A 15,173-nucleotide genomic window follows, 5' to 3' on the forward strand; every position below is an offset into this window, starting at 1 on the left:
CCACCACCACTTCCACCCCCACCTCCACCACCGCGACCGGCGCCGCCGCGGGGGTGGAGGTGGGGGTGGAAGTGGTGGTGGTGGCGGTGGCGTTCGCCGCCGCGGGAAGGGCCGCGGCGCCGAGGAGGCCGAGGGCCGCCCAGCAGGCGAGCCGCCGCGTGCGTTTCGTCCGATCGGTCATGCGCTACTCCCCTGTGGTGAAGGTGAAGTCGTCGATGTCGAGCAGGCCGCCCGCTCCACCGCTGAAGGTGAGGTAGAGCGAGGTCGTACCGTCCGGCTGCCCGGAAAGCGTGGTGTTCACGTCGGCGTAGGTCTCCCAGCCGCCGGTGCCCGGCACATCCACGGTCCCGATCGCCGGGCCGTCGGGGGCGCCGGAGCGGATCGTGATGGTGCCGCCGGCACCGCCCGACGCGACGCGCGCGCCGAACTCGGTGGCGTTGCTGAGCTCGTACGGCTCGAACGAGATCCAGTCGCCGTTCTCGATCGACCCGACCGCGCGCCCGCCGTGGGCGGAGGCGTAGTCGTTGATCACGACGCCGCTCATGTCGTCGAAGTGCTCGGCCTGCCGGGTCTTGGTCTGCGTGACGTTCTGGTCCCGGCCGGTGAGGCCGCCGCTGTCGGTGTACTCGGCGTCCCAGACCCCGTAGATGTTGGCGTTGGGGTCGTGCTCGCCGTCCTCCAGCGTCTGGAGCGTGCCGGAGCAGCCGGTGGTCGAGGTCAGCGCGTGGCCGTGGCTGTCGTGGCCGAGGATGAAGGTGAGGGTGACGTTCTCGCAGTCGATCTCGCCGTCCTCGGGGTCCGTCACCGTGATCTCGAAGGGCACGGCGTCGCCGAAGTTGACGAGCTGTCCCTCCTCCGGCAGGTGCAGCTCCACGGTCGGGGCCGTGTTGCCGACGCTGACCTGGACCGAGGCGGAGGCGGTGAGGCCCGCCGCGTCGGTGACCGTCAGGTCGGCCGTGTAGTCGCCGTTCTCTGTGTAGGTGTGGCTGGGAGCGGCCTCGGTGGAGGTCGCCCCGTCGCCGAAGTCCCAGGCGTAGGAGAGCGTGTCGCCGTCCGGGTCCGTGCTGCCCTCCGAGGAGAACTGGACCGCGAGCGGCGCGGCGCCCGAGGTCGGGTCGCCGGACGCCTCCGCGATCGGGGCGAGCCCGCCCTCGCTCACGGCCTCGATCCGGTACAGCGCGCTGTTCTCGTCGCCGGCGAACCAGCCGGTGCCGTAGTCCAGCACGTACAGGGCGCCGTCGGGCCCGAAGGCGCTGTCCATCACCTGGGTGCCCGTCCACGGGAACTCGTTGATGGCCTGGACGTTGCCGCTGCCGTCCTGGTCGACGTTCCTGATCCAGCGGCGGCCGAACTCGGTGGCGAAGAAGTCGCCGTCGAACTCCTCGGGGAACTTGACCGAGGACTGGAGGTCCGGGTCGTAGGTGTAGACCGGACCCGCCATCGGGGACTCGGAGCCGCCGCCGAACTCGGGGACGGAGTTGCCGTCGTAGGGGATCCACGCGGGCTGCGCGGGGGGCAACTCGGTGAGCCCGGTGTTGTTCGGCGAGTTGTTGACCGGGGCGGAGCAGTTGAACGCCGAGCCGGAGGAGCCGTTGCCGAAGTCGTAGTCGATGTAGGCGTCCTGGTCACCGGTGCAGTAGGGCCAGCCGAAGTTGCCGGGCTCGGTGATCCGGTTGAACTCGACCTGTCCGCCGGGGCCGCGGGTGCCGGACGCGGCGCCCGCGTCGGGGCCGTAGTCACCGACGTAGACCGTGCCGGTCGCCTTGTCGACACTCATCCGGAACGGGTTGCGGAAGCCCATCGCGTAGATCTCGGGCCTGGTGCCCTCGGTCCCCTGCGCGAACAGGTTGCCGTCCGGGATCGCGTAGCTGCCGTCGTCGTTGACGTGGATCCGCAGCACCTTGCCGCGCAGGTCGTTGGTGTTGCCGGCCGAACGCTGCGCGTCGAAGGCGGGGTTGCGGTTCGCCCGCTCGTCGATCGGGGTGTAGCCGTCCGAGGCGAACGGGTTGGTGTCGTCGCCCGTGGAGAGGTACAGGTTGCCCTCGGCGTCGAAGTCGATGTCCCCGCCGACGTGGCAGCACTGGCCACGGCTGGCGGCGACGTCCAGGATCTCCGTCTCGCTGCCGAGGTTCAGCGTGTTGTCCTCGTTCAGCGTGAAGCGGGAGAGCCGGTTGACACCGTCGTACGGGGCGAAGTCCCCGGCCGAGCCCTCGCTCGGGGAGTCGCCGCCCGGGGTGCTGAGCGGGGGTGCGTAATAGAGATAGACGAAGCGGTTGCTCGCGAAGTCCGGGTCGACGCCGACGCCTTGCAGGCCCTCCTCGTCGTGCGAGTAGACCGGGATCTGCCCGGCGACGCTGGTGTTGCCGTCGGCGTCGGTGATCCGGAGCGTTCCGTTCCGGGCCGTGTGCAGCACGGAGCGGTCCGGCAGTACGGCGAGCGACATCGGCTCGCCCATCTCGGCTTCGCCCTTGGCGAGCGTCACCTGCTGGAACTCGGCGGCGGCCGTTTGGGGCGGCTCGTCTGCCGAGGTGGTGGTCGAGGTCAAGGCGACGGTGCCCGCGACGAGCAACGCGCCCGCCAGTGCGGCGGTGACCTTGTGAATTGTCCTGTGCACGCGCATCCTCCGTCTAGCGCACGGGTGGGGGGTTGAGCTCTCGCACAGGCGCGCGCCGCCGCGCCGAGGAACCGCACGGCCGTCAGAGGAGGGGGGTGGCCACGCAGTCCGGGAGTGACCGGTACACAACAGGGACGGTAACGACTTTCTCCCTCAGTGGAAACCCCTTTGAAACGAGAAGCGCGAACTTCATCCACCACGCGGACAAAGTGGGCGGGCGATCTGTCCGGAACGGACCGCTTTCAGCCCGCCTCGGACAGCGGACGACCGAGAAGCGCCCCGATCACCAGCTCGGTGGCCGCCGCCATGTCCACCTCGCCCGGCGCCAGCAGCCACTGCACCTGGAGGCCGTCCATCACCGCGATGACGGCACAGGCCGCGGCCGTGGGGTCCAGACCCGCCGGTATCTCCCCCAGCGTGCCCGCCTCTTCGAGCGCCTCGACCAGCAGCGCCCGCAACCCCTCGTAGCGCGCCGCGAAGTACTCCTGCGCCGGGTGCCCCTCGGTCACGCTCTCCGCCGACAGCACCGCGTAGAGCCGCACGATGCCCTCCCGCTCCGCGTTGCGCGCGGCGGTCTCCACCAGATGCCGCAGGAACGCGAGCCCGCGCGGGCGCTCCTCGCCCAGCGCCGCGATGTCGTCCCGGTCCCGCAGGTCCAGAACGCCCGTCAGCAGCCCGGCCTTCGACCGGAAGTGGTGGAGCACCCCGGCCTGGGTGAGGCCCGCGCGCTCGGCGATCTCGGCGAGCGAGGCGTTGTGGTAGCCGCGGGTGGCGAACGTCTCCATGGCGATGCGGAGGATCTCGTCCCGCCGGCGCGTCCTGGCGGCCTGGGAGGTGTGCGAAGGGGGCATGCCGGTCCCGCTTTCCCTGCCCTCCGGCAGGAGTGGAGGTCGCGGCGCCGGATCGGTTCCGGAACCAAAAGCACCTTACTAACCACTTGGTAGGTCTGCTTTCATCGGTTCCGTACCGGCCGCTCGCCCGAAGAACAGGACACCCATGACCTCCCTCTCCACCCCGGCCGCGGCCTCGGCGGCCGCCCCTGACGACGCCGAGCTGGCGCGCCGGGTCCGCGGCCTCGACGTCGCGTCCAAGGTGCGGCTGCTGACCGGGGCGACCCTGTGGGCCATGCCGGCCGAGCCACGGCTCGGGCTGCACCCGGTGGTGATGTCCGACGGCCCGCAGGGCGTGCGCGGCACCGGCGAGATCCCGGGCGCCACCGGGCTGCTGGCCCCGGCGCCCAGCGCCGTCGGCGCGACCTGGGACGTGGAGCTGGCCGAGCGGCTCGGCGCGCTCTTCGCGGCCGAGGCGCGGCGCAAGGGCGTGGACGTCGTGCTGGCGCCCGCGGTCAACCTCCAGCGCACGCCGGTGGCCGGGCGCCACTTCGAGTACGTCGCCGAGGACCCGCTGCTGACCGGAACGATCGCCGCCGCCCTGGTCCGCGGCCTCCAGCGGCACGGCGTGGCCGGCTGCCCCAAGCACTTCGTGGCCAACGACTCGGAGACCGAGCGCACCACCTACGTGGCCCGCCTGGACGAGCGCACGCTGCGCGAGGTCTACCTCGCGCCGTTCGAGACCCTGATCGCCGAGGCCGACGCCTGGACGGTGATGTCCGCCTACTCGGGCGTCGACGACGGCACCGAGACCGCGCCCATGTCCGAGCACATCGGGCTGCTGCGCGGCGTGCTGAAGGGCGAGTGGCACTTCTCGGGTCCCGTGGTGAGCGACTGGGCGGCGACCCGCACCACGGTCGCCTCCGCGGTCGGCGGCCTCGACCTGGTGATGCCGGGCCCGGACGGGCCCTGGGGCGACGCGCTCACCGCCGCCGTCGAGGCGGGCGACGTGCCCGAGTCGGTCGTGGACGACAAGGTGCTGCGGCTGCTGCGGCTGGCCCGCCGGGTCGGGCGCCTCTCCGAGCCGTACGGGCCCGGCGAACGGCCCGTGCCCCCGGCCGGGCCGACGGAGGCCGAGTTCACGCTGCTGCGCGAGGTCGCGACCCGTTCGACGGTGCTGCTGCGCGACCGGGACGGGCTGCTGCCGCTGGCGCGCGCCGCGCTGTCCCGGGTCGCGCTGATCGGCCCCAACGCGGTCGCGCCCTACTTCCAGGGCGGCGGCAGCGCGTATGTGCCCGCCGTCCGCACCGTCGGCTTCCAGGAGGGCCTGCGCGCGGCGCTCCCGCCCCATGTGGCGCTGACCGTGCACCGCGGCGGCGACGACCGCCGCCATCCGCCGTTCATCGACCCCGCCCTGCTCGGCGAGGGGCTGCGCGCCGCGTACCTGGACGCCGCCGGGACGCGCCTGGACGGCGCGCTACGCGCCACGGGCGACTGGGGGGACTTCCACGACTTCCCCGCCGGAACGCACCGGGTGCTGCTGACCGGTGAGCTGGCGCTGACCCAACCGGGCACGCACACCGTGGAGTTCGGCGCGGTCGGCCGGTTCGAGGTGCGGGTGGACGGCGAGGTCGTCGCCTCGGGCGACGACGACCGCGGCGTGGGCCTGGTCCTCGACTCCAGCCACCACCACCCGGCGGGAACGCAGGTGGAGCTGGCCGTCGGGTCCGCGCCGCGCCGCGTCCGCCTGGAGATCGACCTGACGGTGGTGGACGCCGAGGGCTACGGCCACCTGGTCACCGCCCATGTGCGCCACCTGCCGCCCGGGACCACCCCGGCCGAGGAGATCGCCGACGCGGTCGCCGCCGCGCGGGCGGCGGATGTCGCCGTGGTGGTCGTCGGGACCAACGAGGAGGTCGAGTCCGAGGGCTGGGACCGCGAGGGCCTCGCCCTCCCCGGCCACCAGGAGGAGCTGGTCCGCCGGGTCGCCGAGGCCAACCCGCGCACCGTCGTGGTCGTCAACGCGGGCGCCCCCGTCCTGCTGCCCTGGACGGAGGCGGAGGTGCCCGCGCTGCTGTGGGCCTGGCTGCCGGGCCAGGAGGCGGGCCACGCGCTGGCCGACGTGCTGCTGGGCCGCGCCGAGCCGGCCGGCCGCCTGCCGTGCACCCTGCCCGCCCGCGCCGAGGACGTGCCCGTGTCGCACGCCCGCCCGGTGGCCGGCGTCGTGTCCTACGCCGAGGGGCTCGACGTCGGTCACCGCGGCTGGGACCGCGCCGGACGCACCCCCGCCTTCCCGTTCGGGCACGGCCTGGGGTGGACCAGCTGGCGCTACGACTCCGTGGCCGCGGCGGCGGGCCACCTGGCCGCGGGCGACGACCTGCTGCTGACCGTCCGGCTGGCCAACACCGGGCCCCGCGCGGGGCGCGAGGTCGTGCAGGTCTACGTCGAGGCCCCGCAGGACGGGCCCGAGCGCCCGCTGCTGACGTTCGCCGGGTTCGCCGGGGCGCGCGTGCCCGCCGGGGAGTCGGCGACCGTCACCGTGACCGTGCCGGGCCAGGCGTTCCGCGTCTGGGACCCGGTCGCCGCGGCCTGGCGCACGCCCCGCGGCCGGTACCGCGTCCACATCGGCCGCTCCAGCCGCGACCTGCGGCTGACCTCCGACGTGGAGGTGTGACCCGGGCCCCCACGCCCCCGTGGACCGCGGCAGCATCCCCCCACAGTGAAGGAGCCGCTCACCATGACCAGAACCCGTTCCCGACGGCTTGCCCTGCTCGCGGCCGGGCTGACGCTGGCGGCGGCCGGCCTCGCCGAGCCCGCGCGGGCCGCCGACTCCACCGCGGACGTCTGGCTGACCACCCCGGACGGCGGCACGCGCCTGGCCCAGCAGGGCGAGGCGTCGTTCACCGGCTCCCCGCTCGCCATCGATATCAGCGTCGACTCCCGCGTGCGGCACCAGCCGTTCACCGGCGCGGGCGCCTCCGTCACCGAGGCGTCGGCCGGCCTGATCAGCGCGCTCCCCCAGGGCGAGCGGGACGCGCTGATCACCTCCCTGTTCTCCTCGGAGGGCGACGGCATCGGGCTGAACTACCTGCGCCAGCCGCTCGGTTCGACCGACTTCAACTCCGGCTCCTTCTACACCTACGAGGACACCCCGGGGCAGTTCTCCATCGACCGCGACCGCCAGGAGATCATCCCGGTCCTCACCGACGCCAGGAGCGTCAACCCGGACATCCGCTTCATGGGCAGCCCCTGGTCCCCGCCCGCGTGGATGAAGACGGGCGACTCCCTCAACGGCGGCAGCCTGCGCACCGAGAACTACCAGGACTACGCCGACTACCTGGTCCGGGCGATCTCGGCCTACGGGGAGGCGGGCATCCCGCTGAGCGACCTGACGGTGCAGAACGAGCCGCAGTTCGCCACGAGTTACCCCTCGATGTCCATGACCCCCTCCGAACAGGCCGCGTTCCTGCGGGTGCTGGACGGCGCGCTGGGCGCCGCGGGCCTCGACACCAGCGTGCTGGCGTACGACCACAACTGGGACACCCCCGGCTACCCGCTCGAAGTCCTGGGCGCCACCCAGGACATCGACCGCGTGATCGGCGCGGCGTTCCACTGCTACGGCGGCTCCCCCGAGTCGCAGGCGCAGATCAGCGACGCGGGCGAGCGGGTCTTCTTCACCGAGTGCTCGGGCACGGACTCCGCCACCCCGGCCCAGACGTTCAGCGACAGCCTGCGCTGGCAGGCCGAGAACCTGGTGGTCCGCAACATGCGCAGCGGCGGCGAGACCGTGATCACCTGGAACCTCGCCCTCGACCAGAACGGCGGCCCGCACCAGGGCCACTGCGACAACCGCTGCAACGGCGTGGTCGAGATCAACGGCTCGCAGGTCACGCGCGGGGCCGAGTACTACGTGCTGGGCCACCTGGCGAAGTTCGTCGAGCCGGGCGCGGTCCGCATCGGCTCCACCAGCCAGGGTCCGGGCGGCGTGCAGAACGTCGCGTTCGAGAACCCGGACGGCTCCCGCGTCGCCTACGTGGTGAACGCGTCCGGCGGCGAGCAGACGTTCTCCATCACCGAGTCGGGCCGCTCGCTCCACGCCACCCTCCCGCCCGGCGCGATCGCCACCTACACCTGGGCCAGCCCCCCGGCCTGACCCCCCGGGCCGCCGCCCACACACCGGGCGGCGGCCGGCGCCCACCTGGAGGTCCGAGTGCTCCCCTGCGCTCCCCGTGAGCAGCATGGAACCTGTGTCGGGGCGGGTAGTTCGGGTGGACCAGAGGGATGAGGAGGCGGTCAGATGCTCTCGGCCTTCGCCGTGGTCGCCATGGGTGATGATGACGACGTGGACGACGACGCCCCCACGGAGCCCGGCAAGACTCCCGGGGATTCCGACGACGGACGCGACTACAGCCACTGAAACCCCTCGGGGGGAGCGTGCGGGAGTATCATCCGCCACGCACGTACGAAGGGCCGGTTCCTGTGATGGGGGCCGGCCCGATCCATTGACGACAGACGGACACGTCATGAGTGCTGGACCTTACGAACCAACCGAAGATATCCGGCTGTTACTCCGCCCGCGTTCGAGCCGCCTGGTCATGAACCGGCGCGGTTCCTCCGTCTGGCGCGTCACCGATGAGGAGCGTCGCCGACACGCCGTGAAACTCGGATATGTCTCCTCCCCCACCCACACCTTCACGGCCCTGGCCCCCGCCAGGGAAGCGGCGATCCTCCGCCAACTCGGACGCGAGGGGATTCACTGGGGAGAGTGGGAGCATGGCACGTGGAGCGTGCAGCCCTGGCGGAACGGCGAAAGCCTCTGGGAGCTCTGGGAAGGCCACCGGGAGGGCAGCCGCGACACGGACACGCAGATGGCCGAAGCCCTGTCGTGCGCGAAGGAACTCGCCCAACTGCACGACGCGGGTTGGGTACACGGTGACGTGCAGCCGCACCACTTCATCATCGGCGATCAGCGTACCCATGTGATCGACCTCGGCCTGGCCCACGGGGGCGACATCCCCGAAGCCTACGATTTCCCGTTCCGCGGCTGCCTGGTCATGTACGAGAGCCCCGAGATCTCGCGCAGTGTCCTTGAGCAGGGTTACGCCGTGCCGACCCGGGAGAGCGACGTCTTCGGGCTGGGGGCGAGTCTCTTCATCAGCGTGACAGGGCTCAGGGCCGTGGAGTTCCCGCCCGACGCGGAGCGGGAAGAGCAGCGGCGGGTGATCGCGAAAGGGCATCACCGGAAGGTCACCATTCCGGGGCCGCTGGGCTCGATCGTCGAAGCGATGCTGAGCCCCGTCCCGACCGATCGGCCGACTGTCGCCCAGGTGTGCGACGCGTTGACGTAGGCCACCGCCCGGCGGGACGGCGGCCTCCCGCCGGAAGCGGATCAGCCGCCGCAACGGCCCTCGCGCACGCCCGTCACGAACGCGGCGAACGAACCAGGGCTCACCAACAGGGCAGGCCCGGAACGCTCCTTGGAATCACGCACGGCGACACCACCGCAGACGGTCCCCGTCAGACCGGCGACCTCCACGCACTCACCCCCGCCGTTGCTGTAGGACGATTTGAACCACGCAGCGCCCTCCAGGCTGTTCATCCTGAGACCTCTCTCGATAGTTGGTGAAGGAGCTTCACGGTGTCGCCGGGAGGCAGGGCCCCCGCCGCCATCGCGTCGAACATGCGGGCAAACCGCCCGACCTCGCGCGGCTTGTCGGAGACGGCGACGGTGAACCACGCGGTGTCCGTCTGAACCGTGGTCGGCAGACCATCGCCGAGAATCATGATGTTGACGTGGTGGAAGGCTACGTAGCCGCTCCCCGCCTGAGGGAGCACTTGAAGCGTCACGTTCTCCAGGGCGGCGAGTTCGGCCAGCGCGGCGTACTGCCCGTGCATGGTTTGCGCGTCACCCAGGGAGTAACGCAACGCGGGCTCGTACAGGATCGCCCAGAGCTTCAGGGGATCCTCCTCGCGCGTCAGGGCCTCTTTCCGCTTCATCCGGAGCTGCACGCTCTGCTGGACGAACTCCGTGGTCGTCTCGTCGATGGGCTTGTGCAGATCGTGAACGGCCTGGGCGTACGCCTCGGTCTGGAGCAGTCCCGGGACGACCGTCGGATGAAACATCCGGATCTCCCGGGCGATGGACTCGACACCGAGGAAGCGCGGCATTCCCGAGAGCATGGTGGTCCCCGTCCCGGTCCACCACTCCCGGCTCGACGCCTCGCGCTGGAGCGCCACCAACCGGTCCACCTCGTCATCGTCCGTGATGCCGTAGCGCTCAAGCAGGTCTCGCAGATGCCCGGCCTGGCGGAAGGACTTCCAGCCGGTCTCGACGCGTTGGAGCGTGCTCTCGTCGAACGGCAGGTCCTTGACGGCCTCCGCCATGGTGAGCCCGGCTTCCTTGCGCAACTGCCGCAGTTCGTGTCCGAGGCTGATGCGCCTGGCCGTTGGCTGCGGTCGTGCTGCCATGTGCTCTCCGTTCCGGCGCACGTGCGTACCTGCGCCTGCCTTGTGTTCAGCCTGGCATCGATCCGGCGGGCCGTGGAAGCCATGCGAATGCCCTGGCATGTGCCAATTTGCGTAGCCAGACTGATTCTCAGCAGATTCTATTGCGCTCAGTCACTACCCAGCGCCACCGTATGAGCACCAAGGGGCATGAGAGAAGGGCTGACTTGCTATGGCGGCGAACACTGACTCACTCGTTCGATCACCGTTGCTGTGGGGGCCGAATCGGCTGCCCGTTCCGTACGCCGCCGCGTGGAGTGCCGAAACCGCCGCCGTGCGGGGCGCGTTGACGATCCGGCCGGACGGCACGGGGCTGGCCTACCGGGAGGAGACGCCCCGGGACCGGGACCGGCACGGCGTTCTGTGGGCCCGCCTCATCGAGGCACCGGGTGAGGGACGGCCGAACTACCGCGCGTTGCACTCCTACCGGCAGCGGCACGTCATGTTCCACAGGCTGTGCCAGGTCTGCGGCGGCCCGGCGAGCCGCACCGCGGAGGGGTGGCTGTTCCTGGTCCAGCCCCCGCCGCCCGCCGAGCGGCTCGCGAACTGGTCCGAGGGGGCGCTGTCCACCAAGCCGCCGGTGTGCGAGCCGTGCGCGACCCTGGCCCTCCGGTACTGCCCGCATCTGAAGGACCCGGTCTTCGTCCGCTCCCGCAAGCCTCGCGTCTGGGGCGCGTTCGGCGGCTTCTTCACCCCGGCGGACGGCGGCCGACGCCTCGTCCCGGCCCCCGACGACGGATACCTCCCCTACGGCCACCCGTCCGCGAACTGGTTCCTGGCCTCGCAGCTCGTCATCGAGCTCACCCGCTGCACCCTCACTCGTTGAACGGCCGCTCACCTGCCGTTTCACCGGTCCCGGAGGGGGTACTCGCCGGGGTCGAAGTACGACGGCACACGACACACAGCACACGGAGGTGGTCACCGTGCCGGGACGCAAGGATCTTCCCTCGACCCTCGAACGGTCGCCGTCCGGGGCGCAGCGCACCTGGATCAAGGCGCACGACTCCGCGATCAAGGAGTACGGCCGCGGCCAGCGGGCGCAGCGCGTCGCGTACGGCGCGCTCAAGCACAGCTACGAGAAGATCGGCGACCGCTGGGAGCGCAAGGAGGGCGGGCGCAAGGGGCCGTCCGACCCCCGCTCCGCGCGGCCCCGCCAGGTGGGCGGGCGCAGCGGCGAGGGCGTCGACGAGCACGCGAGCAGGGAGCACCTCTACGAGATGGCCAAGCGGCTCGACGTGAAGGGCCGCTCGCGGATGGGCAAGGCCGAGCTGCTCGACGCGGTCCGCAAGGCGAACCGCTCCCGCACCCGCAAGGCGAGGTAGACGCAGCCCCGGCGGGGCCGACACGGAAGGGGCCCAGCCCATGGCGCCGGACCGACAGGAGAAGGAGCTGCTCGGGGAGGAGCTGCCCGAGGACGAGCTCGCCGCCCTCGACGCCCACTGGCGGGCGGCGAACTACCTGGCCGCCGGGCAGATCTACCTCCTCGCCAACCCGCTGCTGACCGAGCCGCTGCGCCCCGAGCACATCAAGCCCCGGCTGCTCGGCCACTGGGGCACCTCGCCCGGCCTGAACCTGATCCACACCCATCTCAACCGCGTCATCCGGGCCAGGGACCTGGACGCGCTCTGCGTCTGGGGCCCCGGCCACGGGGCCCCCGCCGTGCTGGCCAACTCGTGGCTGGACGGCAGTTACACGGACACCTATCCGGACGTGACGCGGGACGGCCACGGCATGGCCCGGCTGTTCAGGCAGTTCTCCTTCCCCGGCGGCGTCCCCAGCCACGCCGCGCCCGAGACGCCCGGCTCCATCCACGAGGGCGGCGAGCTGGGCTACTCCCTGGCGCACGCCTACGGCGCGGCCTGCGACAACCCGGGCCTGCTCGCGGCCTGCGTGATCGGCGACGGCGAGGCCGAGACCGGCCCGCTCGCGGGCTCCTGGCACGCCAACAAGTTCCTCGACCCCGTCCACGACGGGGCCGTCCTGCCGATCCTGCACCTCAACGGCTACAAGATCGCCAACCCGACCGTGCTGGCCAGGCTGCCCGAGTCCGAGCTCGACGACCTGCTGCGCGGCTACGGCCACCACCCGCTGCACGAGTCCGGCGACGACCCCCGGACCGTGCACCGGGAGCTGGCCGCCGCGATGGACGAGGCACTCGACCGCATCGAGGCCCATCAAAGGGCCGCCCGGCACGAGGGCGCCACCAGCCGGCCGCGCTGGCCGGTGATCGTGCTGCGCACACCCAAGGGCTGGACGGGCCCGGCCGAGGTGGACGGGCTCCCGGTGGAGGGCACCTGGCGCGCCCACCAGATACCGCTGGCCGGAGCCCGCGAGAACCCGGACCACCTCGCCCAGCTGGAGCGGTGGCTGCGCTCCTACCGGCCGGACGAGTTGTTCGACCCGCGGGGCAGGCCCGTTCCCGCCGTGCTGTCCGCCGTCCCGTCGGGCGACCGGCGGCTGGGCGCCAACCCGCACGCCAACGGCGGACTGCTGCTGCGCGAGCTGCCGATGCCGCCGCTGGCCGACAGCGCGGTCCCGGTCTCCGCGCCGGGCGCCACCCAGCACGAGCCGACCGCCGTGCTGGGCCATCTGCTCGCCCAGCTGATGGAGGCCACGCGCGAACGGCGCGACTTCCGCCTCGTCGGACCCGACGAGACCGCGTCCAACCGGCTCCAGGCCGTCTACGAGGCCACCGGCAAGGCGTGGGAGGCCGAGGTGCTGCCGGTGGACGAGCACCTGGCGAGGGACGGCCGGGTCATGGAGATCCTCTCCGAACACCTGTGCCAGGGGTGGCTGGAGGGCTATCTCCTCACCGGCCGTCACGGGCTCTTCTCCAGCTACGAGGCGTTCGTCCACATCGTCGACTCGATGGCCAACCAGCACATCAAGTGGCTGCACACCTCCCGCTCCCTGCCCTGGCGGCGGCCCGTCGCGTCGTTGACCTACCTGCTGACGTCCCACGTCTGGCGGCAGGACCACAACGGCTTCTCGCACCAGGACCCGGGCTTCGTGGACCACGTGCTCAACAAGAGCCCCGGGGTCGTGCGCGTCTACCTGCCGCCGGACGCCAACACCCTGCTCGCCGTCGCGGACCACGCGCTGCGCAGCAGGGACTACGTCAACGTGGTGGTCGCGGGCAAGCAGGCGTGCTTCGACTGGCTGAGCCTGCCGGACGCCAGGGCCCACTGCGCGCGGGGGGCCGGTATCTGGGAGTGGGCGGGCTCGGAGGCGGACAACCGCGAGCCGGACGTGGTGCTGGCGTGCGCGGGCGACGTGCCGACCCAGGAGGTGCTGGCCGCCTCCGACCTGCTCCGCCGTCACCTCCCCGGACTCGCCGTCCGGGTGGTCAACGTGGTGGACATCGCCCGGCTGATCCCCGCGGAGGAGCACCCGCACGGGATGACCGACCGCGACTACGACGCCCTGTTCACGCGCGACCGGCCGGTGATCTTCGCCTACCACGGCTACCCGTGGCTGATCCACCGGCTGACCTACCGCCGGGCCAACCACGAGGACCTGCACGTCCGCGGCTACCTCGAAGAGGGCACCACCACCACGCCGTTCGACATGGTGGTGCGCAACAACCTCGACCGCTACCGGCTCGTCATGGACGTCATCGACCGGGTGCCGGGGCTCGCGGTCAGGGCGGCGCACGTCCGCCAGCACATGGCGGACGTCCGCTTCCGGCACACCGAGTGGATCACCGAGCACGGGACCGACCTGCCCGAGGTGGCCGACTGGACCTGGCGGGCGAGGTCGTAGGTCCTGCGCTACCTTCAAGATCACCGCTCCGAACGCCCGTGAGGTGAACGGGGTCGCGTGAACTCCAGCCGAACGCCGGGCAACCGCGCGCTTGCCGCAAGGGTCTATCTCCGCATGAAGATTTCCTTCCTCCTCCACAACGCCTACGGAATCGGAGGGACCATCAAGACCACGTTCAATCTGGCCGGTGCGCTCGCCGAACGGCACGAGGTGGAGATCATCTCCGTGCACCGGCATCGGGAGGAGCCGAACTTCACCCTGGACACAAGAGTGCGACTGCGCCCGTTGGTCGATCAGCGCACGGAGAAGGACCACCCCCTCCACCAGAAGCCCGCGCGGGTCTTCCCCGCCTCCGAGTACCGCTACGACCAGTACAGCGAGCTCACCGACGAGCGCATCGAGGCATGCCTGTCGGACCTGGACTCCGACGTGGTGATCGGCACCCGCCCGGGGCTGAACGTCCACCTCGCCCTCCAGGGCCCCCGGCGCGCCGCGCTGGTCGGCCAGGAGCACCTGACGCTGGACAACCACCCGCCCGCCCTGCGGAACGAGCTGCGCGGCGCCTACCCGCGCCTCGACGCCCTGACCACGGTCACCCACGCGGACGCCGCCGTCTACCGCCGCAAGATGAAGCTGCCGGGCGTGCGCGTGGCCGCGCTGCCCAACAGCGTTCCCGACCCCGCGCTGCCGCCGGCCGACGGGAGCGGGCGCATCGTGATCGCCGCGGGCCGCCTGGTCCGCTCCAAGCGGCACGACCTGCTCATCCGCGCCTTCGAACGGGTCGCGACCGAGCACCCGGACTGGCGGCTGCGGATCTACGGCAAGGGCGAGGAGCAGGAGCGGCTGCGGGAGCTGATCGAGGAGCTCGGCCTCTACAACCACGTCTTCCTGATGGGCGCCGCGTCGCCCATCGAGGCCGAGTGGGTCAAGGGCTCCATCGCCGCGGTGACCTCCAGCTTCGAGCCGTTCGGGATGACGATCGTGGAGGCGATGCGCTGCGGGTTGCCGGTCGTCTCCACCGACTGCCCCTACGGCCCCGGCGAGATCATCGAGGACCGCGTGGACGGCCGGCTGATCCCGGTCGGCGACCAGGACGCCCTGGCCGGCGCGCTGCTCGACCTGATCCGCGACGACACGCTGCGCCGCCGCATGGGCCGCGCCGCCCTCACCAGCTCGGAACGGTACGGGCCGACGCCCATCGTGGAGCAGGCCGAGGAGCTGTTCACCGGCCTGCTGAAGGCGAAGACCACCCGCGGCCGGATCGCGGGCGCCCTCCACCGGCGGGCGGGCCGCTCCCTGCGCGGCAGCGGACACGCCGTCAAGGACGCCGCGCTCGCGCTGGCCGTCACCACCCTGAGGACCGTACGGAAGGGCAAGCGGTGAACGACACCCCCCAGACCCCGGAGACCGCCGGGACCACCGCCGCGCCGGAGGCGGCGGTGGTCCCGGCGGTCTCCGGGGTC

11 protein-coding genes and 1 pseudogene are annotated in these 15,173 nt (G+C 71.9%); 7 read left to right on the forward strand and 5 right to left on the reverse strand.

All coding sequences use genetic code 11. The annotated features are described in order from the left end of the window. The 3 genes from ADY01_RS21200 to ADY01_RS21210 all read right to left on the reverse strand — a co-directional run. Positions 1-181: hypothetical protein (locus ADY01_RS21200; protein WP_049575959.1), on the reverse strand; the 181-nt coding region annotated here is incomplete at its 3' end. Between the two features lie 3 nt (positions 182-184). Then, entirely contained in the window at positions 185-2,614 is a 2,430-nt protein-coding gene (locus ADY01_RS21205) for a PQQ-dependent sugar dehydrogenase (protein WP_049575985.1), read from the reverse strand. Between the two features lie 242 nt (positions 2,615-2,856). Continuing rightward, complete coding sequence (locus tag ADY01_RS21210; RefSeq protein ID WP_049575988.1) at positions 2,857-3,399, reverse strand: TetR/AcrR family transcriptional regulator; 543 nt, start codon at positions 3,397-3,399, stop codon at positions 2,857-2,859. Positions 3,400-3,610: 211 nt separating this feature from the next. Between ADY01_RS21210 and ADY01_RS21215 the strand changes: the two genes are divergently transcribed. The 3 genes and pseudogenes from ADY01_RS21215 to ADY01_RS21225 all read left to right on the forward strand — a co-directional run bounded on the left by ADY01_RS21215 (position 3,611) and on the right by ADY01_RS21225 (position 8,792). Continuing rightward, positions 3,611-6,118: a beta-glucosidase family protein gene (locus ADY01_RS21215; RefSeq protein ID WP_049575962.1), complete on the forward strand. Its 2,508-nt coding sequence runs from the start codon at positions 3,611-3,613 to the stop codon at positions 6,116-6,118. Between the two features lie 63 nt (positions 6,119-6,181). Further along, positions 6,182-7,579: pseudogene (locus ADY01_RS21220) on the forward strand (glycoside hydrolase family 30 protein); the annotation flags it as partial. A gap of 388 nt (positions 7,580-7,967) precedes the next feature. After that, positions 7,968-8,792 carry a protein kinase domain-containing protein gene (locus ADY01_RS21225; RefSeq protein WP_049575966.1) on the forward strand — a complete coding sequence of 275 codons (825 nt, stop codon included), beginning with the start codon at positions 7,968-7,970 and terminating at the stop codon, positions 8,790-8,792. A 41-nt stretch (positions 8,793-8,833) separates the two neighbouring features. Here the strand turns inward: ADY01_RS21225 and ADY01_RS21230 are convergent, their stop codons facing one another. Beyond that, positions 8,834-9,043, reverse strand: coding sequence for a DUF397 domain-containing protein (locus ADY01_RS21230; RefSeq protein ID WP_049575969.1), 210 nt, complete (start codon positions 9,041-9,043; stop codon positions 8,834-8,836). After that, complete coding sequence (locus ADY01_RS21235) at positions 9,040-9,912, reverse strand: helix-turn-helix domain-containing protein (protein ID WP_078900471.1); 873 nt, start codon at positions 9,910-9,912, stop codon at positions 9,040-9,042. Before ADY01_RS21235 ends, ADY01_RS21230 begins: the two co-directional genes overlap by 4 nt. 310 nt (positions 9,913-10,222) lie before the next feature. Here ADY01_RS21235 and ADY01_RS21240 point away from each other — a divergent pair, with 310 nt between their 5' ends. The 4 genes from ADY01_RS21240 to ADY01_RS21255 all read left to right on the forward strand — a co-directional run bounded on the left by ADY01_RS21240 (position 10,223) and on the right by ADY01_RS21255 (position 15,093). Then, positions 10,223-10,774 carry a hypothetical protein gene (locus tag ADY01_RS21240; protein WP_049575975.1) on the forward strand — a complete coding sequence of 184 codons (552 nt, stop codon included), beginning with the start codon at positions 10,223-10,225 and terminating at the stop codon, positions 10,772-10,774. A gap of 97 nt (positions 10,775-10,871) precedes the next feature. After that, positions 10,872-11,270, forward strand: a complete 399-nt coding sequence (locus ADY01_RS21245) for a ChaB family protein (RefSeq protein ID WP_049575995.1) — start codon at positions 10,872-10,874, stop codon at positions 11,268-11,270. Between the two features lie 40 nt (positions 11,271-11,310). Beyond that, positions 11,311-13,710, forward strand: coding sequence for a phosphoketolase (locus ADY01_RS21250; RefSeq protein ID WP_049575977.1), 2,400 nt, complete (start codon positions 11,311-11,313; stop codon positions 13,708-13,710). A 114-nt stretch (positions 13,711-13,824) separates the two neighbouring features. Continuing rightward, complete coding sequence (locus tag ADY01_RS21255) at positions 13,825-15,093, forward strand: glycosyltransferase family 4 protein (protein WP_049575981.1); 1,269 nt, start codon at positions 13,825-13,827, stop codon at positions 15,091-15,093. The last annotated feature ends 80 nt before the right edge of the window (positions 15,094-15,173 follow it).

Source organism: Streptomyces sp. SBT349, from assembly GCF_001083795.1.
GTDB lineage: Bacteria > Actinomycetota > Actinomycetes > Streptomycetales > Streptomycetaceae > Streptomyces.

What these genes read in the sequence shown, in the direction of transcription:
- ADY01_RS21255 (WP_049575981.1), top strand. Translation starts at nt 13,825, where the DNA reads ATGAAGATTTCCTTCCTCCTCCACAACGCCTACGGAATCGGAGGGACC.
- ADY01_RS21230 (WP_049575969.1), bottom strand. Translation starts at nt 9,043, where the DNA reads ATGAACAGCCTGGAGGGCGCTGCGTGGTTCAAATCGTCCTACAGCAAC.
- ADY01_RS21210 (WP_049575988.1), bottom strand. Translation starts at nt 3,399, where the DNA reads ATGGAGACGTTCGCCACCCGCGGCTACCACAACGCCTCGCTCGCCGAG.
- ADY01_RS21235 (WP_078900471.1), bottom strand. Translation starts at nt 9,912, where the DNA reads ATGGCAGCACGACCGCAGCCAACGGCCAGGCGCATCAGCCTCGGACAC.
- ADY01_RS21250 (WP_049575977.1), top strand. Translation starts at nt 11,311, where the DNA reads ATGGCGCCGGACCGACAGGAGAAGGAGCTGCTCGGGGAGGAGCTGCCC.
- ADY01_RS21225 (WP_049575966.1), top strand. Translation starts at nt 7,968, where the DNA reads ATGAGTGCTGGACCTTACGAACCAACCGAAGATATCCGGCTGTTACTC.
- ADY01_RS21215 (WP_049575962.1), top strand. Translation starts at nt 3,611, where the DNA reads ATGACCTCCCTCTCCACCCCGGCCGCGGCCTCGGCGGCCGCCCCTGAC.